Source organism: Collinsella sp. TF08-11AT (assembly GCF_003437035.1).
Lineage (GTDB): Bacteria > Actinomycetota > Coriobacteriia > Coriobacteriales > Coriobacteriaceae > Collinsella.
On the sequence record NZ_QSRL01000001.1, the window covers coordinates 1 to 20531 of the forward strand.

18 protein-coding genes are annotated in these 20531 nt (G+C 57.8%); 5 read left to right on the plus strand and 13 right to left on the minus strand.

Translation table 11 applies throughout. The features are described from left to right. From tet to DXC79_RS10085, 5 genes are all read left to right on the plus strand, one after another. Positions 1 to 1894: TetM/TetW/TetO/TetS family tetracycline resistance ribosomal protection protein (gene tet / locus DXC79_RS00005; protein WP_117634192.1), on the plus strand; the 1894-nt coding region annotated here is incomplete at its 5' end. A gap of 300 nt (positions 1895 to 2194) precedes the next feature. Further along, positions 2195 to 2488, plus strand: a complete 294-nt coding sequence (locus tag DXC79_RS10025) for a DUF3847 domain-containing protein (protein WP_021631985.1) — start codon at positions 2195 to 2197, stop codon at positions 2486 to 2488. Beyond that, on the plus strand, positions 2489 to 3955 hold the full coding sequence (gene mobQ, locus DXC79_RS00015; RefSeq protein ID WP_021631986.1) for a MobQ family relaxase: 1467 nt from the start codon (positions 2489 to 2491) through the stop codon (positions 3953 to 3955). It abuts the gene before it with no gap. Beyond that, positions 3952 to 4371 (plus strand): cysteine-rich VLP domain-containing protein, encoded by a 420-nt coding sequence (locus tag DXC79_RS00020; protein ID WP_021631987.1) that lies wholly within the window; start codon positions 3952 to 3954, stop codon positions 4369 to 4371. The genes mobQ and DXC79_RS00020 overlap by 4 nt, the downstream gene beginning before the upstream one ends. Before the next feature lie 84 nt (positions 4372 to 4455). Further along, positions 4456 to 4722, plus strand: a complete 267-nt coding sequence (locus tag DXC79_RS10085) for a transposon-encoded TnpW family protein (RefSeq protein WP_035300361.1) — start codon at positions 4456 to 4458, stop codon at positions 4720 to 4722. A gap of 122 nt (positions 4723 to 4844) precedes the next feature. On the opposite strand, the gene DXC79_RS00030 is transcribed toward DXC79_RS10085, so the two are convergent. The 13 genes from DXC79_RS00030 to DXC79_RS00090 all read right to left on the minus strand — a co-directional run bounded on the left by DXC79_RS00030 (position 4845) and on the right by DXC79_RS00090 (position 20411). After that, positions 4845 to 6314, minus strand: a complete 1470-nt coding sequence (locus DXC79_RS00030; RefSeq protein WP_117634194.1) for a S1C family serine protease — start codon at positions 6312 to 6314, stop codon at positions 4845 to 4847. 209 nt (positions 6315 to 6523) lie between these two features. Next, on the minus strand, positions 6524 to 7186 hold the full coding sequence (locus tag DXC79_RS00035; protein ID WP_006234733.1) for a response regulator transcription factor: 663 nt from the start codon (positions 7184 to 7186) through the stop codon (positions 6524 to 6526). A 50-nt stretch (positions 7187 to 7236) separates the two neighbouring features. Next, positions 7237 to 8574 carry a glutamine synthetase family protein gene (locus DXC79_RS00040; RefSeq protein ID WP_117634197.1) on the minus strand — a complete coding sequence of 446 codons (1338 nt, stop codon included), beginning with the start codon at positions 8572 to 8574 and terminating at the stop codon, positions 7237 to 7239. 134 nt (positions 8575 to 8708) lie between these two features. Continuing rightward, the gene (locus DXC79_RS00045; RefSeq protein WP_158550927.1) at positions 8709 to 9731 is read right to left on the minus strand and encodes a LacI family DNA-binding transcriptional regulator; all 1023 of its coding nucleotides are present in this window, start codon (positions 9729 to 9731) and stop codon (positions 8709 to 8711) included. A 125-nt stretch (positions 9732 to 9856) separates the two neighbouring features. Continuing rightward, entirely contained in the window at positions 9857 to 10549 is a 693-nt protein-coding gene (locus tag DXC79_RS00050) for a GntR family transcriptional regulator (RefSeq protein ID WP_117634203.1), read from the minus strand. A gap of 539 nt (positions 10550 to 11088) precedes the next feature. Then, a complete protein-coding gene (locus tag DXC79_RS00055; RefSeq protein WP_158550928.1) occupies positions 11089 to 12342 on the minus strand; it encodes an ATP-binding protein in 1254 nt (417 codons plus the stop codon). Positions 12343 to 12709: 367 nt separating this feature from the next. Beyond that, a complete protein-coding gene (locus DXC79_RS00060; RefSeq protein ID WP_117634207.1) occupies positions 12710 to 14659 on the minus strand; it encodes an NAD(P)/FAD-dependent oxidoreductase in 1950 nt (649 codons plus the stop codon). 102 nt (positions 14660 to 14761) lie between these two features. Next, positions 14762 to 14962, minus strand: a complete 201-nt coding sequence (locus DXC79_RS00065; RefSeq protein ID WP_117634210.1) for a hypothetical protein — start codon at positions 14960 to 14962, stop codon at positions 14762 to 14764. 175 nt (positions 14963 to 15137) lie between these two features. After that, on the minus strand, positions 15138 to 17465 hold the full coding sequence (locus DXC79_RS00070) for a ferrous iron transporter B (RefSeq protein WP_117634212.1): 2328 nt from the start codon (positions 17463 to 17465) through the stop codon (positions 15138 to 15140). Positions 17466 to 17588: 123 nt separating this feature from the next. After that, positions 17589 to 17810 (minus strand): FeoA family protein, encoded by a 222-nt coding sequence (locus DXC79_RS00075; RefSeq protein WP_006234774.1) that lies wholly within the window; start codon positions 17808 to 17810, stop codon positions 17589 to 17591. A gap of 39 nt (positions 17811 to 17849) precedes the next feature. Then, positions 17850 to 18092, minus strand: coding sequence for a FeoA family protein (locus DXC79_RS00080; protein ID WP_233502896.1), 243 nt, complete (start codon positions 18090 to 18092; stop codon positions 17850 to 17852). A gap of 185 nt (positions 18093 to 18277) precedes the next feature. Beyond that, positions 18278 to 18526 (minus strand): HPr family phosphocarrier protein, encoded by a 249-nt coding sequence (locus DXC79_RS00085; RefSeq protein ID WP_117634215.1) that lies wholly within the window; start codon positions 18524 to 18526, stop codon positions 18278 to 18280. A 421-nt stretch (positions 18527 to 18947) separates the two neighbouring features. Further along, positions 18948 to 20411: an amino acid permease gene (locus tag DXC79_RS00090; RefSeq protein WP_117634217.1), complete on the minus strand. Its 1464-nt coding sequence runs from the start codon at positions 20409 to 20411 to the stop codon at positions 18948 to 18950. Positions 20412 to 20531: the final 120 nt, after the last annotated feature.

Sequence of the window (20531 nt, forward strand, 5' to 3'; positions counted from 1 at the left end):
TAAGACGACCTTGACGGAGAGCCTGTTATATACCAGCGGAGCAATCGAGGCGCCCGGCAGTGTGGATCAGGGAACAACGAGAACGGACACCATGTTTTTAGAGCGGCAGCGTGGAATCACCATTCAAACGGCGGTCACTTCCTTTCAGTGGCACGATTGTAAGGTCAACATTGTGGATACTCCTGGGCATATGGATTTCTTAGCGGAGGTCTATCGCTCCCTTGCCATTCTTGACGGAGCGATTTTGGTTGTTTCTGCAAAAGACGGCGTTCAGGCGCAGACCCGTATTCTGTTTCATGCTCTGCAAGTAATGAAAATCCCAACTGTTATCTTTATTAACAAAATCGACCAGGACGGGATTGACCTGCCAGGTGTGTATCAGTCTATCCGAGATAAGCTCTCCGCAAATATGATTATTAAGCAGAACGTGCAGCTTTCCCCGGATATATCCATCATGGAAAACATGGGGCTGGAGAATTGGGATACCGTGATTGCGGACTGTGATGAATTGTTGGAGAAATATATTGCCGGAGAACCAATGGACAAAGAAGAACTTCTGCGGGAGGAAAACAGGAGAATCCAAAGCGTCTCTCTGTTTCCGGTCTATCATGGCAGTGCCAAGGTAAACTTGGGAATCCGACAACTCATTGAAGCGGTCACAGATACATTCCAATCACCCACCGGGCAGAACAGCTCTGAATTGTGCGGAACTGTGTTCAAAGTTGAGTACGCAAACCAGAGCCAACGCCTTGCCTATCTGCGGTTGTATAGCGGTACGCTTCATTTGCGGGATTCCGTAGCCTTGGCAGGGAAAGAAAAACTGAAAATTACGGAAATGCGTATCCCCTCAAAGGGTGAGATTGTCCGAACAGAGATTGCCCATGCGGGCGAGATCGTCATTGTACCCTGCGACAGTTTGCGGCTGAATGATGTGCTGGGAAACAAACTGCTGCTGCCCCGTGAAACGTGGAGCGACAATCCTCTCCCTTTGCTGCGGACAGCAATTGCACCAGAGAAACCAGAACAGAGGGAACGCTTGTTAAACGCCTTGACAGAAATTGCGGATACCGACCCGCTTCTGCGCTATGAAGTAGACGCTGTGACCCATGAGATCATTCTCTCCTTTTTGGGCCGGGTACAATTGGAAATTATCTCTGATCTTCTGGTGGAAAAATATCAGCTCAACACAACTGCAAAAGAACCTGCCGTCATCTATATGGAGAGGCCATTGAAAGCGGTAAGTCACACCATTCATATCGAAGTGCCGCCCAATCCATTCTGGGCGTCCATCGGGCTGTCCGTCACCCCTCTCCCCCTTGGCACCGGAGTGCAGTATGAGAGCAAAGTTTCCGTTGGATACTTGAATCAGAGTTTTCAAAACGCTGTATTGGATGGTATCCGCTACGGTCTGGAACAAGGCGTGTATGGATGGAAGGTAACGGACTGTAAAATCTGTTTTGAGTATGGGCTTTATTATAGTCCGGTCAGCACTCCCGCAGACTTTCGGTCATTGGCACCTATTGTATTGGAGCAGGTGTTGAAAAAGGCGGGGACGCAGCTATTGGAACCATATCTTTCTTTTACACTCTATGCGCCGCAGGAATATCTCTCCAGAGCTTATCATGACGCACCAAAATATTGCGCGAGTATTGAAACGACCCAGGTTAAAAACAGCGAGGTGATTATTACTGGCGAAATCCCTGCCCGCTGTGTGCAAGAGTACCGCAATGACCTCACCTTTTATACAAACGGGAGAAGCGTTTGTTTAACAGAATTGAAGGGGTATCAAATCGCCAGCGGCGAACCAGTTTTTCAGCCACGCCGCCCAAACACCCGGATTGATAAGGTGCGCCATATGTTCAACAAAATTCTCCCATCAATGATGGACTTATAAAATCCCTTTGGAACAAAGGGCGCACTTCTATACATGGTCTGCGACCATGTATCGTGCGCTCTGCGAGGCTACGGCCCGGACTTCCGAAAGTCCGGGCCGTTTGCGTCGCTCCGCTCCGTACAAGGGGCTGCGCCCCTTGCGCCGCTTTGCGGCTATCCCTGCGCCCTCGCTGGAAAGGTACATCCGCTCTGCGTCTGCACCTTTCCAGCGAGGCTAAAACCGAATACCGTTACCCTTGACCGTTTACCCGACACAGCAGGTAGACGGTCTTTTGTTTTGCCAAGAAGGAGGTCAAACACGATGGACAAGTCACGCGAAGAATTAGAGAAAGAGTATGCTGAGGCCACCGCTAAGTTGGAGCAGTACCAGCACAGAGGCCAGCGGTATGAGAACCGCATCCGCTACTACACCCAAGGCGAAAGGAAGAAGCGAAACCACCGACTTATCACCCGTGGCGGAGCGGTGGAGAGTATCGCCCCGGAGGTGCGCGGCATGAGCGAAAGGGCCTTTTTTCTTTTGATGGAAAAGGTCTTTTCCCTGCCGGAAGTTGCCGCCCTGGTGAGCCAAGCCACTGACCAGCAGGAAAGCGGATAATTGGCCCTGTTCCATCTCCACGTTACCCAGGTCAAACGGAGCGCGGGACAGTCTGTTGTCACGTCCGCCGCCTACCGAGCCGGGGAGAAATTGTATAGCGAATACTATGGCGAGGTCAGCGACTACACCCACAAGGGCGGCGTGGTCTGCACAGACATTCTCCTGCCGCCCCAGGCCCCCAACCAGTACCAAGACCGCGCCACCCTCTGGAACGCCGTGGAGAAGGCCGAGCGCGGCAAGAAAGCCCAGCTTGCATATAGCTTTGACATTGCCTTGCAGAACGAGTTTTCATTGGAGGAAAACATCGCTCTTGCAAGGCAATTTGTTTCGGAGCAGCTTGTGGGCCGGGGCATGATTGCCGACTTTGCCATCCACCAGCCGGACAAGGAGGACGGCGGTATTCCTAACCCGCACTTTCATGTTCTCTGCCCCATCCGGCCCATTGAGCCAGACGGCAAATGGGGGTGCAAGCAGCGCCGCCGCTACCGTCTGGACGAGGACGGGAACCGCATTATGGGAGAGGACGGCAAGCCCCTCTTTGACGCTGTTCCCACTACCGACTGGGGAAGCCCGGAAACACTGGAACATTGGCGGGAGGCGTGGGCCGCTATGGTGAACGCCAAGTTTGAGGAAAAGGGGCTGACCTGCCGCATCGACCACCGCTCCTATGAGCGTCAGGGCCTTGACCTGCTGCCCACCGTCCATGAGGGCGTGGCCGTCCGCCAGATGGAGGCCAAGGGCATCCCCACCGACAAGGGCGATCTGAACCGCTGGATAAAAAAGGCCAACAACATTCTGCGGGATATTCGGAAGAAAATCGCCGGCCTGACGGATTGGATTAAGGCCATAAAAGAAGAATTGAGCAAGCCCCAGGCCCCGACCCTTGCCGCCCTGCTGACCGACTACTATGAGGGCCGGAACGCCGGAGCATGGAGCCGCAACGCCAGGATTGGAAATCTTAAAGGTTTTGCCGAGGCCATCAATTTTCTGACCGAGAGGGGCATCGCTACGCTGGAAGATTTAGAGACCCATATCGCCGCCCAGAGTGAACGAACGGAGGCCATCAACACATCCATGAAAGCGAAGCGTGACCGTCTGAACGAATTGAAGGAACTGCTTCGCCTTGTTGACCTCTACCGAGACACCAAGCCCGTCTATGACGAGTTGCAGGGTATCAAGTGGAAGGGCAAGCGGGAAAAATTCGAGAGGGAGCATGAGAACGAGTTGAGGACGTTCCACATGGCCCGCCGGAAGCTGGACAAGCACCGTTCCCCTGCTGGTAAAATCCCCGTTCATGCGTGGGAACAGGAACAGGCGAGGCTTCACCAGGAGTACACAGCCGAGTATGAGCAGTACAAGCCTATCCAAGACGATTTGCGGCGGCTTCAACAGGTGAAGCGGAACGCCGATGCTGCCATACACCAGCAGGAGCAGACCCAGCAGAAACGCCGGGAGGTGGAGCGGTGAACGGCATTCCCCGACTGACCTACCAGCAGTACCGAGCCGTCCGGCGGCTGGTGCATGACTGCTGCAATTATGACGGCGGCAACTGTCTTGCTCTTGATGACGGCTGGGAGCCTTGTGTCTGCGTCCAGAGTATCACCTATTCCCTGGTCTGTAAATGGTTCCGCGCCGCCGTCCTGCCAACAGACAAGGGGTTGTGTGCCGCCTTGCTCCACCGAGGACAGGCGCGGCCCTGTGCCGAGTGCGGGGCGATGTTCGTGCCGCGCTCCAATCGGGGCAAATACTGTGACGAGTGCGCCGCCAATGTGCGCCGGAGAAAGAAAGCTGCCAGCGAACGGGAACGCCGCAGGCGTGGACATTTAGAGGCTGAAAAGCCTTGCAATCAGGGGGCTTGTGGACAGTCCTCAAAGGGGGACTAATACATTCCCCTTCCCCCACTCCAACGTGGGCGGCAAAATGGCGCTCACGTGGATTAACTTTGATGAATGATGAAAGGAGAGCCTATGACCTACGACCCCAGCATGACGATCACCAGCACCATCCCCGCCCCGGAGGGGAGCGACAGCACCAGCAGAGAGGGCAAGGCCATCCCCCTGCCCGTGATGGCGGGCGGCAACGCTTCACCCGCCCCGGACGTACCGCCACCCGATATGGTAAAGACCGTTGGCGGTACGACCTTTGATATTTATTTCCATTTCAGCCAGACCAGCCGGGAAACCTTTACCGACAAGGTACTGCGCCTTATTCAATCCGATGTTGTAACCTCATAAAAATAATTTACTTTTTTCTCTATCCTTATTGACAAAACCCGAACGGATCAATAAGAAAAGAGGGGGCTGTCCCGCATTGGCGGGACAGCCCCCTCTGGCTTCGATATGTGTGGAGTGGCTCGTTAGTAACCCTGGCCGTAGCCTTGACTCTGGCCCTGCCCTTGCTTGCCCAGCAGTTCCTCCAGATACTGGCGCAGCTGCTCATCGGTGATGCCGCCGTTGCCGGTGTCGGTCGCGCTGTCGTCCTGCTGCTGGTTCTGCAGCTTCTCATCGGAACCCAGCTCGACGGTGACCTTTTTCTCTTCCTTGCCGCGCACAAGCGTGATCTCGACCTTCTCACCCAACTCGTGGCTGCGCAGCGCGATGATCAGGCCATCGGCGCTCGTAATCTCGTCATCGCCCAGCTTGGTGATGACGTCGCCCTCCTGGATACCGGCCTTGGCGGCGGGACCGTCCTCGACGACGCTCGCCACATACGCGCCGCTATCGGTGCTCAGCTTGTTGGTGCGGGCGTTGAGCGCGTTGACGCTCGAAAGCGTGGCGCCCAGGTACGGATGCACCGGCGTCTTGCCGTCGATGATCTGGTCGGCAATGTTTTTGGCGTAGTTAACGGGAATAGCAAAGCCCACGCCCGAGCTGGAGCCCGAATAGCTCTCGATAAGCGAGTTAATGCCCACCAGCTCACCATTGTCGTTAACGAGCGCGCCGCCGGAGTTGCCCGGGTTGATGGCAGCATCGGTCTGGATCATGTTGGCATAGATGGTGTTACCGCTGGTAGAGCTCATGGCCGTGGAGCGATACAGCGCCGAGACGATGCCCGTGGAGACAGACTGCTCGTTGCCGAACGGCGAACCGATCGCCATAACCCACTCGCCCACGTTGAGCTTGGAGGAATCGCCGATCTCGATCGGGGTGAGCTTGGAGGCGTCGGCGTCCTTGAGCTTGATGACGGCCAGGTCGCTCGAGGCATCGTTGCCCACGAACTCGGCCTCGTAGGTGGTGCCGTCGTCCATGGTCACTACGTACTGGTCATAGCCATCGACCACGTGGTTGTTGGTGAGGATATGGCCCTCGGTATCGAGCACCACGCCCGAACCGACGCTGCCCGAGTTGTCCGACTCGTCGGCAGACTGCGAAAGCGAGCCATTCTGGCCACCGCTCGAAGTGGCGGTGATGGAAACCACAGAGGGCAGGGCCTTGGCAGAAACGGCCTCGGCCAGCGTGGTGTCCTCGGAGTCGATGGTGATCTTTTGCGTCGACGAACCCGAAGCGCCCGCCGTCACGGCATTCTTGCCGCCACCGATATCGAGCGTACCGCTCATAATGAGCGCAATGACCAGCAGGGCACCACATGCGCAGCCGGCAAGCGCTGTAATAAAGATCGGCAGCTTTTTGGTCTTGGTCTTGACCACCGTGTGCTTGTTCACGACCTGTTGGCCGCCCAGCGGCTTGCCGGTCTGCGTATCGTAGGCCTGCACGTAGGGAATGTTGTTGCCGTCGGCAGGCGTCGACTCCACCTGCACGCGCGGCTGCTGCTGAGTCTCGCCGGCATTGCCAACATCCTGGGGACGCTGGGAATCGTTCTCGCTCATAGCTGCGATCCTTTCGTCAAATAACCAAAGGCCCGCCAAACACCGTGGCGGGCCATCATTGTTCACGTTGAGTTGTACCCCAATATGCGGGCGTACGTGTACGAGAACGCAATCTTTTAGGAAGGCTTAAGTTCTGCTGCAAACTCGAAAGGAACCCGCACCTGCGTCAAAACCACCACAAAGGTGCCTGTCCCCTTTGTGGTGGAAATCTAGTCCTTAAACAGATAGCCCACGCCGCGGACGGTGGTGATGTGTGCCGCGATCTGCGGGCCCACCTTGGAGCGGATGCGTCGGATGTGCACGTCGACGGTGCGCGTGCCGCCGCAGTACTCAAAGCCCCACACGCGGTGCAGCAGCACCTCGCGGCTGTAGGCGCGATTGGGATGCGTCGCCAAAAAGCTCAGCAGCGAGTACTCCATCAGCGTCAGGTCGATGGGCTCGTTATCGAGTGTCACCTGGTAGGTAGCCAGATTAATCTCGAGGTTATCGATGTTGAGCACATCGTCGGCGGTGACGGTCTCCTCCTCGCCCATCAGGCGCTGCGCGCGAGCCTTAAGCTCGTTGGGCGTCGCCGTGGGGCACACAAAGTCGGCATGCGCGTGATTCGGCAGGCGCAGGGTACCGAGCGCCTCATCGTCGACGATCACCAACATGGGGACACCGCCGCGATCGTCAAGCCACTTGGCAATCTGATCGATGCGGTCGCTGCGGATGCCGTCGGAATCGAGGATCAGCAGGTCAAAGTCGTGCGCCGCAGTTGGCGAATCAGGGGTTGCCAGGCTCACCTCGACACCCAGGGTAGTCGTCAAGCTGCGGGCAAACTCGTGGAAGCGCGTCGTGCGCGCCATGAACAGGGCACTCTTTTCGGACATATCGGCCTCCAAAGAAATGAGCTCAATCGTACTGGAACAAGCCAGCGCGATTAGGAGTTCGCCAGGTAGTGCTTGATCTCCCACTCGGTGATCGTAGACTCAAACTTATGCCACTCGTCGCGCTTCTTTTTGAGGAAGAAGCTGTGGATGTGCTCGCCGAGGGCATCCTTCATAAACTGCGAGTCCTCAAACACGTCGAGCGCCTCTTTGAGCGAGCGCGGCAGCGGCGCGTAGCCGGCCTCGACCATCTGACGGTCGGTAAGCTTGAGCGTCTCGGCCGTTGCCTCGGGCGGGAGCTCCAGCTTGCGCTCGATGCCGTCCAGACCAGCCGCCAGCGTGACGGCGTTGACCAGGTACGGATTGGCCATGGGGTCGGGGCTGCGAAGCTCGATGCGCGTGGACAGCTGCTTGCCGGGCTTGTAGACCGGAATGCGGACCATACTCGCGCGGTTGCGCAGGCCCCACGTGGCGTACTGTGGCACGGAGTCGCCGCCCGTCGTGATGCGCTTGTACGAGTTGACCGTGGGGTTGGTGATGGCGCTGATCTCGCGGGCATGCGCCAGGATGCCAGCCATATAGTGCTTGGCGACGTCGGAGAGATGGTACTTCTCGTCGTCCTCGCCCCAAAACACGTTGTTGCCGTCGTGGTCGAATAGCGACTGGCACAGGAACATGGCACTGCCGTCCTCGCCCGCCAACGGCTTGGGCATAAAGGAGGCGTGGCAACCGCTCTCGTAGGCCTGCTGCTTAATGATGAGTTTGGCCGTGGTGATGGCGTCAGACATGCTCAGGGCCTCGGCGTGGCGCAGGCTCATGCCATGCTGCGAGCGGCCGGCGGCGTGGAAGGTGTACTCCACGGGCACGGACATCTTCTCGAGCGTGAGGACCGTGTTGCGACGCAGGTCGCGAGCGGCATCGCTCACCGAAAGATCGAAGTAGCCCACGTTGTCGAGCGGCTCGGGGGTGTGCTCGTCGGGGAAGTAGTAGTACTCCAGCTCGGCGCCCACGTTGAGCAGATAGCCAGCCTTCTCAGCCTTGCGGAACATGCGGCGCAGGGCATCGCGCGGGTCGCCGGCAAACGGCTTGCGATCGGGGGTGCACACGTCGCAGAACACACGGGCGACGCCGTTGTGGCTCGGGCGCCACGGCAGGATCTGGAAGGTCGAAGCATCGGGGAACGCCAGCATGTCGGCTTCCTCGGGCGTGGCAAAGCCCTCGATGGCGGAGCCGTCAAAGCCAATACCCTCCTCAAAAGCGACCTCGAGGTCCTCGGGGCTGATGGCAAAGTTCTTGAGGCGGCCGAGAATGTCGACAAACCACAGACGCACAAAGCGGATATCGCGCTGCTCTACGGAGCGGAGTACGTAATCGATGTTCTGCTGGTTCATGTCGCTCCCCTTTCTTTCGGGCGGGTTTCGACTGGTCTATATCGCAGATACTATCGCAGAAAAATGTTTCCGCAGGGTTAAAGCGTATCAAGCGCTCAAAAAACGTGCTTGAGCAGGCCATTGCGAACGAGCGGCTAGCGCGAGGTCGAAGCGCGGTGTTCGATGCGGCCGGGTATCTCGATGCGCTTGGGGGCGAGCTTTGCGGCATCGCCCACCGTAGTGGTAACGATGTCGATGCGCTCGGAGAGACGCTCGACTACGCGCTCGGCAATGGTGAGGGTGTCCTGCGCGGCCGTGGTCACACCGCCAAAGAGCACGTGGTTCCAGGGGTAATCGTCAAACGTCGCAATCTTAAGGCCCGCCGGCAACGAGGGGCCGAGCTGGGCCAGCGCCTCGGTCAGACGCAGGAAGACCAGGCCGTTGACGGCAATGAGGCCGAGCTTTTTACCCGCATAGCCGCTGATGGTCTCGTCCAGGCGACTGACACCCGTGGCGCCACCGTCCGCCAAGGTGACGACCTCGCCCGCAAGACCGCGGCGCGAAAGCTCGTCGGCAAAGCCCTCGGCGCGCTCGCGACGCACGGGGCTGTCGTCGCTCGCCTCGGTGAGCAGGCACAGGCGCTCGCTGCCCGCAGCGGCCAAGGCGTCTACCAGGCCGGCGACCAGCTCACGGTTGTTGGAGGTCACCAGATCGACACCGCCGGCGGCAACATCGCGGTCGAGCAGCACAACAGGCAGGCGTCCCGCAGCTGCGACGATTGCCTCGTCGTTGCCGCCGCAGGTGTTGACGACCAGGCCGTCCACGCCGGCATCGATAAGTCTGGTGAGCGACTCTGCCTCCTTGGCGGGGTCGTTGCCGCTAATGGCCGTCATGAGCGAGCAGCCGCGCGCGGCGGCGCTGGCGGAAAGCCCTTCGAGCATGGCGCTGGAGAACGGGTTAGCAATGTCGGCCAAGATCACGCCGATGAGGTTGGTACGCGAGCTGCGCAGATTGCGCGCGGCGGCACGTGGACGATAGCCGGTGCGCTCGATAACTGCCGCGATGCGAGCACGGGTTTCCTCGGTCATCTGCCCAGGGCGGTTGTTGAGATAGCGCGAGACCGTGGCCGGGCTCACGCCCGCCTCGGCAGCAATGTCCTTAATCCTCATCTGCGCCATAGCGCACCCCGTTTCCCAATTGTCGGCAGTCTGAGCCATTTTAGGCATTTTTTTAAAAATCTCGCTTGCAAAACGTTGTAGATGAGCAGGATCGTTTTTGCGTCTCGAGCAGATGCGGTGATGGGCTAGATAGACGAGTCTTTGGACAGCTCGAAATAGTCGGGATGCAAGGCGATAACCGGGCCCTGCTCCTCGGGCATCAGGTGCAAGTGCGTCTCTGCCAGGTAGCTCGCCGTGTCGGTATCGCCCCTCTTAATGGCCTCGAGAATCCGACGATGTTGTCGACGAATCGGCTCCCAATCCAGATCCTGCGACACCATACGCAACCAGTTGTATCGCTCAAAATGCGTGTTGACGCTCTTCATCCAATCCCACAGCATGTGACGACCGGCAATCTCAAAACACGTCTCATGAAACAGGTTATCCAAGTCGAAAAAGCGACGCGTCTCGCTATGGTCGAGCGACTCGGACTCGGCAAGAATCTGCTCGAGCCGATGCTTTTGCTCGGACGTGGCAGCCGGACAACATTTAATGAGTACGCTTCTTTCGAGTTTCTCGCGCAAGAAACAGGCATTCTCGGCGTGTTCCATGCTGATCTTAGAGACGTAGGTGCCGCTCTTGGGACGCGTTTCCACCAGCTCTTGCTCGCGCAGGCGCACAAAGGACTCGCGAATTGGCGTGCGCCCGATCCCCGTCTCCTTTTCCAGACCAATCGCCGAAAGGCGCGTGCCGGGCTTGAGCTCGGCATAGATAATCTTGGAGCGCAGTGCGTTGTATGCCTGATCTTGCAGGCTCTGATAATGCTGGTGTTGTTCCATAAAGCCCTCGGATGAAGCCCACGGTTTGTCGAATTCCACCACGTAATACTATCGCATCGACACGCCCCAGCTCCCAATCAGTCTTTTTGGGACGGGGCTCTTTTAGCTACCCTGGCCCGCAGATCGGCCCCCTTGCCACAAAAGTGGCCCATCTACTACGTTAACACGGATAGCCTCGGCCATACCGAAAACCGTGAAAACAAAACCGCAGGTAGACAGCTTGTCGATTTTCGAAAAAGCCGACTATGGTTGACCCCTGCGGCTTAAACGTAGTAGATAGGCCCTTTTCGTGACGCAGTACTACCGCACCCCAAATTGGCACCCCGAGCCTGTTATAAGTTGCTGTGAAATACGGACGGTGATAATCAAGGGTTGATAGTCAAGGCGCGCTATACGGCTTGCTATATTTCACTATACTTTGCTGTACGTCGCTATACTTTGCTATAACTTGACAATAATCGGCCCGTTACCATCCGGGATATAACGGACCCCAAGCCAACGCTGGCTTGGGGTCCGTCTTGTACCATGGCTCTTTTGGACTATGAGCGCTCGTATTTCGTGGCCCGCCCGGTTCCCTGCCTTACGATTGCATTCCGTTCAAGCAGAGATTCGAGTGCCGCCAACGTCCGCATGCGGCTCAGCCCCGTCTGTTTTTCAATCTCGCTTCGCGACATAATTCGCCCGCCCGACAAGGCATTGAGAACCTGGATCTCTTCCTCGGACCCTTCAAAGGCATCGGTAGCGGGCAATGTGACGGCCACCATGCCGCCGCGAACATCAAAAATTGGTTGATTGATCGAATCGCGATAGGCACGTCTAATGCGCGCGATTCCCGTGCCAAATTTCTCGATGTAATCCAGCTTTAAAAAGACCTCGGCGACAATTGGGTTTCTGAGCACGGATATCTGCCCATACAGGTATTGTTCCGTCGTCAAACCGGCGGGCAGTGATCCGGGCGAAGTCACAACAACACGATCGTCGTACAAGGCAATTTGAACATTCGCTCGAACGTCCCACGTCCGATGCACCAAAGCGTTTGCAACAGCTTCGCGGAATGCCTCAAGAGAAATTCGATCGGTTTGGACGCGCTCCATCCCTTCGATACGCTCAAAACGGTAGTAGCGTGCAAACATAGCCACCGCCCTGTCCACCTGCTCAATTGCGGATACATTTGTCGTCGTCTCACGGTCCAAGATCACATCCTCGGTATCGCCAAAACGGACGCAGTCGATGCCCGGAGAATCATTCTTATCCGCCAAAATCGCCGCAGCGTTGGTATAGCCATCTTTGCCGAGCAAGCGAAGCGTGCGCATAATATCCGGCGTTAGCTCGGAAATGCCGAGATGTTCAACACACTTATGCTCGAGCGTGTGAAAACTCAAGTCCTGGCGAGCCGACGTGAGCGCGTCGAACGTTACGTTGCTGCCTTCGAGCGTCAGCCTGCCATACTCAAACCGGTCGACCTCCACCGTTGCCGAATCGTTTCGCCTGTAGGCCTTTCCCTTGCTTCGATAGGGTTTGTCCTGGCCCTCATAAACCGTAAGGATTACGGTCCCGTGTTTCTCATCGCGCTCGAGCGTGTAACGGGGAGCGGGATCCAAGCTGTCATTAATCATGTTCTCGATGCGGAGACACTCTGCGACCGGATCTGCAAGGCCGACAGCCACGCCCTCGTCATCAACGCCAAACTCAATCTTGCCCGTCCCGTAGTTTGCATAGGCGCTCACCGTTTTAAGAAACGTCGGCGTAACGCTTTCCTTGTATTCGACTGTAGGGTTCTCTCTAACAACCATATGCACAACCCTCTCGTTTCGTACCATTCATAACCGTATTATAAGACGAAAACCGTTTGCGTACTGATTTATCAAAGACGCAAACGGTTTTCGTCTTTATTTGCGTACGGAATTAAGACGCATAATTTCGCTTTCGTATGGCTCAATACCGGACACAGACTGTTTTCGTCTGTCAATACGCCTGCAATCCAAACGAAAAGAGCCCCGAGCTCGTATGAACTCGGGACTCTTTGTGCCGCACATCTATGAGAGGAGAAATTCGATGCGTACGGGCGCTACTCCATGAAGCCGCAATGGTGCAATGGGGCCAGATTTACATGCACCAAGTTGGTGCAAAGTAACCTGCCCCCACGCAACAAGGGGTTGACTAGAGCTCGCAGGCAACCTTGTAGCCATCGCCGATAGCGTCGCGGATGTTGCCGCACTTGTTGGCATCGCCCAGCACGTGGGTGGCAACACCGGCTGCAGCCAGGTCGTCAGCCAGCTTGGTATTGGGACGATAGCCCATGGCAAGCACCAGTGTATCGGCACCGGTGATGGTGTGGACCTCGCCGTCCTTCTCGTAACTGATGGTGTCCTCGGTGATCTCGGTCACCTTGGCCTCGGTCAGCACGTGAACACCCTTGGAGAGCATGCGCGTGATGAGCACCGCGCGACCGGCACCGCCCTCGTTGGCGGCAAGCGTCTTGGTCATCTCGATGACGGTGACATCGCGGTTGGCCGGCGACAGGTCGTTGACCAGCGGGGCCAGGTAGTCGGCCGTCTCGCAACCGACGGTTCCGCCGCCGACGATGACAATCTTCTTGCCCGGGAAAGCCTTGCCGCCCAGCAGGTCATCGGCCGTCATAACTTGCTTAAAGCCCTGCATAAAGGCTGGAGCAATGGGCTCGGCGCCATAAGCCAGGACAACCTCGTAGCCCGCGTAGTCGCGCTGAATGTCCTCGGCCGAAAGCTCGGTACCAAAGACGCACGCGACGCCGGCCTCGGCCAGGCGACGATACTGATACTTGATCACGCGGGTGAGCTCCTGCTTTGCCGGCGGAACGGCCGCGATGCGCATCTCGCCGCCCGGCTCGTCCTGCTTATCCACGAGCACCACGTTGTGGCCGCGCTTGGCGGCAATATAGGCCGCCTCCATGCCCGCGGGACCGGCACCCACAACGAGCACGTTCTTGGCCTCGGCGGCAGGCTCGTAACCGGCCTCGTCGCGCTCCACGTCCGGGTTGACGGTGCAGGAGATGCGCTTGCCGAACATGATGCCGTTCAGGCAGCGCAGGCAACCGATGCAGGGGCGGATGTCGTCGGCGTTGCCGGCAGCGGCCTTGTTGCAGAACTCGGCATCGCACAGATTGGCACGGCCCATCATGCAGATGTCGGCAGCGCCGTCCTCGATCAGCTCCTCGGCGATCCAGGCCTCGTTGATGCGGCCGACGGTGGCGACGGGAATGTTGACGTGCTTCTTAATCTCGCGCGAGCAGGCGGCGTGCGAGGCCTGCTGGGTGCCGGCGGCGGGAATCGCAGAGCCACGCTTGATAGTGGTGCCGCCCGACACGTGAATCATGTCGACGCCGGCCTTCTCCAGGCGACGCGAGACGTAGATCATGTCGTTGAGGGTCAGGCCGCCATCGGTGTACTCATCGCCCGAGATGCGGACGTCGATGATAAAGTCCTTGCCGCAGCGCTCGCGAATCTCGGCGATGACCTCGAGCAGGAAGCGCATGCGGGCGTCGAGTGAGCCGCCGTACTCGTCGGTGCGCTTGTTGTAGAGCGGAGTCAAAAAGCCGCCGAGCATACCGTGGGCGTGCGCCGCATGAACCTCGACGCCATCGACGCCGGCCTTCTGCATACGCACGGCAGCGTCGCCAAACTGATGCGTGAGCTCGTGGATCTCATCTACCGTAATGGGGCGCGGCGCCTCGCGAGCATAGGACGGGCCCACAAAGGACGGAGCGATCAGGCGCGGGGTGCCCGGAATGTTAAAGGCCATGTAGGCGGGGTGGAAGAGCTGCGGCATGATCTTGCAGCCGTACTCGTGGACGGCGGCGGCGAGCTTTTCCCAGCCAGGGATAAACGTGTCGTCGTAGCAGCACATGTCACCCGGCAGATAGGTATAGGTAGGCTCGACCGTCACGACCTCGGTGATGATCAGACCCACGCCGCCCTTGGCACGGGCGCGGTAATGGTCGACCAAATCGTCGGTCACATAGCCGTGATCGGCCAGGTTGGTAGATACCGGCGGCATAAAGACGCGGTTCTTGACCTCGGTCGTACCGACCTTGATCGGGCTAAAGAGCATCGGATAGGCGGAGGACTCCATACAGGGTTCCTTTCGTTTGAGCCGCTCGGCGGCAGTTGCTAACGTGCCTATCGTATCAGCAACTGCCGCATCTGCAATCATGCATGCCCAAACGCCGGTCGGCTAATGAATACCGCGGCCCAAGTCTTCGGCGATTTTGTCCACGCCCTTAAGTGCGGCGCACGTCTTTTTGTTGGAGCAATGCCCCGTGCAAACGCCACCCTGAGCGCAGTCGGCGCAGGTGCCCTTGCGGTAGATGCGCACGCACACGGCGACAAACGCAATACCGATAACAGCCAGTACAACAATATCGATAGGTGCCATAGCAAGCCTCCTCTAGTTAGCCACCACTTACTTTACCCCATTCTCCACCTACCAAAAAGGGACAGGTTTATTTTGGTCGGTTTTATCTGCGGAAACGCCACATCTCCCCCACCAAAAAGCCCGAGTGTCGCTGGGACACCCGGGCTCGCGGAAAGGGGCTGATCCTTATTCGGACTTAAGCGGAAACTGCGGCGGAAGCGGTGTTGGTCTCGTCCTCGTCGGTCCAAGCGTGCTTAGGCATGGGACGGAAGATCTGGAAGAGCATCGCAACCAGCAGCACAATGGCTACAACCGTCCAAATACCAAACTGGCCAAGGACAAGCAGGTTGTAGAACTGGTTGATGAACAGGCCGATGACCCAAGCGAAGGCGCACTCGTAGCCGATGGCAATCGCGGTCCACTTGCCGGAGTCCATCTGATTGCGGATAGTGCCCATGGCGGCAAAGCACGGGGCGCACAGCAGGTTGAAAGCGCCGAAGGCAACGCAGGCGCCCATAGTCGGGAACATGCCGGCAAACGCGGTCCACAGGCTCGGGTCGGTCTCGGCGGCGTCAGCAACCGACAGCAGCGAGCCGGCGGTGGCGACAACGTTCTCCTTGGCGACGAGGCCAGAGACGGTCAGTGCGGTGGCCTGCCAGGTGCTAAAGCCGAGCGGGGCGAAGATCCAAGCGACCAGGTTGCCGAACATGGCAAGCACGGAGTAATCCATGAACTCCTCGGGGGTGCCCTCCATGGAAGGCAGGTAGCCAAAGGCGCCGTTGTAGCTACCAAAGTTGGAGAGGAACCAAACGACGACGGTGGACGCAAAGATGACCGTGCCGGCCTTCTTGATAAAGGCGAAGCAGCGCTCCCACACGTGCAGCGCCCAAGAGCGGATCGCCGGGAAGTGGTAGGCAGGAAGCTCCATAACAAACGGCGTCGGGCGGCCGGCGAAGAGCTTGGTCTTCTTGAGCATGAGGCCCGAGGCAATGACGGCAAAGACGCCCAGGAAGTAGAAGAGCGGGCTGATCCACGCAGCGGTGGTAGAAGAGTCGCCAATGATGGAACCCATAAGCAGGGCGATGATCGGCAGCTTGGCGCCGCAAGGGATGAACGTGGTGGTCATGACCGTCATGCGGCGGTCCTTCTCGTTCTCGATGGTCTTGGTAGCCATGACGCCGGGGACGCCGCAGCCCGAGGACACGAGCATGGGGATAAAGGACTTACCGGACAGGCCAAAGCGGCGGAACACGCGGTCCATGATGAAGGCGACGCGGGCCATGTAACCGCAGTCCTCCAAGAAAGACAGCATCACAAAGAGCAGGAACATCTGCGGGACGAAGCCCATGATGGCGCCGATGCCAGCCACGATGCCGTCGCAGACCAGCGAATCGACGAGGCCACCGTCCTCGGTACCGCCCGCCACGAGAGCGTCATGCACCGCGGTGGTGATACCCGGGACATAGGGGCCGTACTGTGCCGGGTCGACCGAGTCGGCGTTGTCGCCCGCAGCCTCAACAGCTGCGTCATAGGCGTCGCGACCCTGACCGAGCACGTACCAACCGTCGGTGCCGAAGAGCTGGTCGTTGGTGAAGTCGGTCACCGTGCCGCCCAGGGTAGAAACGGCGATGTAGTACACGCAGAACATGATGACCACAAAGATCGGCAGGCCAAGGATACGGTTGGTAACCACACGGTCGATCTTCTCGGAGGTGCTCATCTTGGCCGGGGCCTTAGTGAGGCACTCGTCGATGATGTGCGCGATCACGCCATAGCGCTCGCCGGTGATGATGGACTCGGCGTCGTCGTCGCAATCCTGCTCGCACTGGGCGACCAGCTGCTCGACGCGAGCGGCCTTCTCCTTGGTGAGGTTGATGAGCTTGCAGGCGTCCGCGTCGCGCTCAAACAGCTTGACAGCGTAGTAGCGACGCTTGTTGGCGGGAACGCTCGCCGGCAGGTTGTTCTCGATGTGGTCCAGAACGTCCTCGATGGAGGAATCGAACTTGTGCTCCGGCACCTGGCCCTTGGAAGCAGCGGACTTCTTAACCTGCTCGAAAAGCTCCTTGATGCCCTTGTTCTTAAGGGCCGAGATCATCATGACCGGGCAGCCGAGCTTCTTGGACAGCTTGTCGGTGTCGATCTTGTCGCCGTTCTTCTCCACGAGGTCGGCCATGTTGAGGGCGACGACCACGGGCAGGCCGGTCTCGATAACCTGAAGCGCCAGGTACAGGTTGCGCTCGAGGTTGGTGGCATCGACCACCTGGACGACGACATCGGGCTCGCCGCTCATGAGGTAATCGCGCGAGCACTGCTCCTCGGGGCTGTAGGGGGAAAGCGAGTAGATGCCGGGGAGGTCCGTAATCGTGACGTTCTTGTCACTCAGGAGCTTGGCTTCCTTTTTCTCAACCGTGACGCCGGGCCAGTTGCCAACGTAGCCGTTGGCGCCGGTGATCAGGTTGAAAAGCGTGGTCTTGCCGCAGTTGGGGTTACCCGCCAGCGCGACATGGATCTGAGAATCCGCCATTCAATCCTTCTTCCTTGTGTGCCCGCGCTGCTTTCTCCGCACGGGCTGGATAATGTGCTTCAACATTGCAAATTTAAGTTAGAAAAACATAACTTTATCTGCATAAATAGTTGCCGCGGGCCCTTACTGGACCTCGACGACGGCAGCCTCCTCCTTTCGGATGGAAAGCTCGTAGCCGCGCACGTTGATCTCGACCGGATCTCCGAGCGGTGCAACCTTAACGACCTTGAACGAAGTGCCCTTGATGAGGCCCAGGTCCATAAGGTGACGGCGAAGCGCGCCCTCGCCGTGAAGCTTGACGATGGTAGAGCTCTCGCCCACCTTAACGTCACCCAACGTCTTCATATTCTTTTCCCCCTTTCAGCTTTTATGAAATGCTGCGAACTAACCGACGGTCATGATGTGCATGGCGACCTTGGTATCGATACCAAAGCGTGCGCCCAGCACGGTGACGATGATATTGGCGCCACTCGAACTCACCACGTGAACCTCACTGCCCTCGACAAAGCCGAGGTCCTTGAGATGGTGCTTCATATCCTCATTGCCCTTTACGCGAGACACGCGCACGGTTTCGCCCGCTTTTACCATCGAAAGCGGCATAGCCGGCATCTGCGGTCCGCAAGACATGAGTGAGCTCCTAACGTCAGTTCGTCCTCAACATCGACGCAGCAAAAGTTAACCACGTCTATGTTCGCTATAGTAAACTAGCACGTGGTTAACTTTTTGGAAAGGGTCCCTATTCAGTTTTCGAAAAAGTTTCCCATATGAAACAGATGTGACAAGGGGACAGCCCCTTTGTCACATTGTTGCGTTTAGAGGGAGAGGTTTCTGATCGACGTGACACATGAGGCCTCGTCTACGCCCGAAATGCGGAAGATGATGTCCTCGCCGCACTCGCCGTAGAGAGCCATGAGCCCCATTACATCGCGGCCGTCGGTATGGCGATCGCCGATGCTGACCGATACGTTGCTACGATGCTTGGCAATAATGTCATAGAGCAGCGCAACCGGGCGGGCATGTAATCCCAACGGATCTTTAATCGTCTTTGTAAACTCGACCATGTCCCCTCCCACGGCATCGCATATTCGGCCGGTAAACCCAGCCACGTGGTAGTTATTGTAGCGTTAGATGCTTGTCGAGAGCTCCTCTGAACACCTCGTGGGCAAAAAGTGGCAAATATGAGTACTGTCACCAATTTAGTAGCAGCAAAATCGAGAGCAAAGTGCCTACTTTGAGCGATTCGAAGAGGTTGAAAGCCGTCAAACGCCCTTTAAAGGGGGTTAGATAAATTGATTTTGAGCCCATTTTCGCTCAGAACGGGCCGAAAAATATGACACCTCTTTTGCAACAGTACTCATATTTGGCATTTTTTGACCACGGGATCCAAAACCATGTCCCAAAACACAAAAGGAGGGGCCTCGTAAGGCCCCTCCTTAGGAAAGGGAATCGATTTATTCCACAGCCGCAGATTAATCCTGGCCGCTACTCCATCATGTCGAGGACGGAGGGGCGAAGCTCGCTCTCGGCAGCCTCGGGATCGGTCTCGCGCAGGCGGTTGATGTAGCGGTTGTACCACATCACGGCAAGGCCCAGGAAGATAACTACACCGCCAACGTTGTAGACCAGTGTCAGCCACAGAGGCTGATCGAGCGGGATGGTGCCGCAGATAAGCACGAAGCAGAAGACCACAAGCAGGAATGCAGCAATGGCCAGGCCAAAGGTACGCGAACCCATGCGGAAGCCACGGGGAGCAGCGTCGAAGTTCTTGCGCAGCATAAAGTAGGCAAGCAGGATCAGCAGCGGCGGGAGCAGAGCGGTGGCAGCCGTCATGTTGGTGACGATCATGAGCAGGTCGTCTAGGTTGCCGGAGCCCAGGGCCGGGATGATCGGGATGGGGACGACGATGGCAAACTGCAGCCAGGCAGCGCGGGCAGGAATGCCGTGCTCGTTGAGCTCGACGATCTTGCTACCAAAGACGCCCTTGGGGATCTCGGTGAAGAAGACCTTGATGGGAGCAGAGGTCCACATCATGAGGGAGCCCAGCGTGGCAGCGAGAAGGATCAGGCCAATGACGCGCGTGGACACTTCCATGGGAATGCCAAAGTGGGCAAAGACAGCGCCGAATACGTCGAAGATACCGGTGGAGATGGCAACGCCGCCCTCGGGAATGAACAGGTTGACCAGCAGCGAAGCGCCTGCATACAGAAGGCCGATGGTCAGGCCGGCGATAACGACGGTGCGCACGAAGGCCTTGACGCCACCCTTAAGGTCGTTAAGGAACACGCCGACAGACTCAGCGCCGCCAACGCCCTGGATGATCCAGGCAAGCGTACCGAAGAAGCCCCACATAGTTGCGAAGTTGGTCGTGTCGGGAGCCATGTTAGCGGGGGTAGGAGCCGTAGCGAACTCGACGCCGCCAAAGGCAGCAGCCAGGGACAGCAAGATGAACACGGCAGTCAGGCCGAGAGCCGCGGTCGAGCCGAAGGAGGAAATGGAGCCGATCCACTTAGCGCCCTTGGTCGAAACCCACGTGGCGATAGCAAAGACGACGATCTCGATAATGGTGATCCACAGCTGCGAGAGCTCAGCATTGGCACCAAAGAACACGTAGCTCGCGTAAATGATGACGTTAGGCAGGACGGACGCAAAGTAGAACAGGTTAACGAACCAGTAGCTAAACGCCGTCAGGAATGCCCAGCGGCCGCCCATCGAGGTCTTGACCCAGGCGTACACGCCCGACTCGGAGTCCTTGTTAAGGCCGACGAACTCGGCGGTAACCAGGGTATAGGGGACAAAGTACAAAAGCGTGGCGAAGAAGAACGACGGCGCAGCTGCCAAGCCGATGGCCGCGTTGTTGTTGATGATGTTCTTGATACCGAACACGGCGGCGACCGTCATGCCCAGCAGAGCGAACGAACCAATCGTTCCTCGTTTTTCAGAGCTCATAAGCCCTCCCAATCATCCGTTATATCTCATCTAAAACCGTCCGGACTGCAAGCGCAATCGTGGACGGCGCACCTGCTAAGGGGAATGGGGAAAAGGGAGTCAACAAAGCCATCCCCCTTA

Excerpts from the sequence above, each read along its gene's own strand:
- DXC79_RS10025 (WP_021631985.1), top strand. The coding sequence starts at position 2,195 with ATGGACAAGTCACGCGAAGAATTAGAGAAAGAGTATGCTGAGGCCACC.
- DXC79_RS10085 (WP_035300361.1), top strand. The coding sequence starts at position 4,456 with ATGACCTACGACCCCAGCATGACGATCACCAGCACCATCCCCGCCCCG.
- DXC79_RS00030 (WP_117634194.1), bottom strand. The coding sequence starts at position 6,314 with ATGAGCGAGAACGATTCCCAGCGTCCCCAGGATGTTGGCAATGCCGGC.
- DXC79_RS00035 (WP_006234733.1), bottom strand. The coding sequence starts at position 7,186 with ATGTCCGAAAAGAGTGCCCTGTTCATGGCGCGCACGACGCGCTTCCAC.
- DXC79_RS00040 (WP_117634197.1), bottom strand. The coding sequence starts at position 8,574 with ATGAACCAGCAGAACATCGATTACGTACTCCGCTCCGTAGAGCAGCGC.
- DXC79_RS00045 (WP_158550927.1), bottom strand. The coding sequence starts at position 9,731 with ATGGCGCAGATGAGGATTAAGGACATTGCTGCCGAGGCGGGCGTGAGC.
- DXC79_RS00050 (WP_117634203.1), bottom strand. The coding sequence starts at position 10,549 with ATGGAACAACACCAGCATTATCAGAGCCTGCAAGATCAGGCATACAAC.
- DXC79_RS00055 (WP_158550928.1), bottom strand. The coding sequence starts at position 12,342 with ATGGTTGTTAGAGAGAACCCTACAGTCGAATACAAGGAAAGCGTTACG.
- DXC79_RS00060 (WP_117634207.1), bottom strand. The coding sequence starts at position 14,659 with ATGGAGTCCTCCGCCTATCCGATGCTCTTTAGCCCGATCAAGGTCGGT.
- DXC79_RS00065 (WP_117634210.1), bottom strand. The coding sequence starts at position 14,962 with ATGGCACCTATCGATATTGTTGTACTGGCTGTTATCGGTATTGCGTTT.
- DXC79_RS00070 (WP_117634212.1), bottom strand. The coding sequence starts at position 17,465 with ATGGCGGATTCTCAGATCCATGTCGCGCTGGCGGGTAACCCCAACTGC.
- DXC79_RS00075 (WP_006234774.1), bottom strand. The coding sequence starts at position 17,810 with ATGAAGACGTTGGGTGACGTTAAGGTGGGCGAGAGCTCTACCATCGTC.
- DXC79_RS00080 (WP_233502896.1), bottom strand. The coding sequence starts at position 18,092 with ATGTCTTGCGGACCGCAGATGCCGGCTATGCCGCTTTCGATGGTAAAA.
- DXC79_RS00085 (WP_117634215.1), bottom strand. The coding sequence starts at position 18,526 with ATGGTCGAGTTTACAAAGACGATTAAAGATCCGTTGGGATTACATGCC.
- DXC79_RS00090 (WP_117634217.1), bottom strand. The coding sequence starts at position 20,411 with ATGAGCTCTGAAAAACGAGGAACGATTGGTTCGTTCGCTCTGCTGGGC.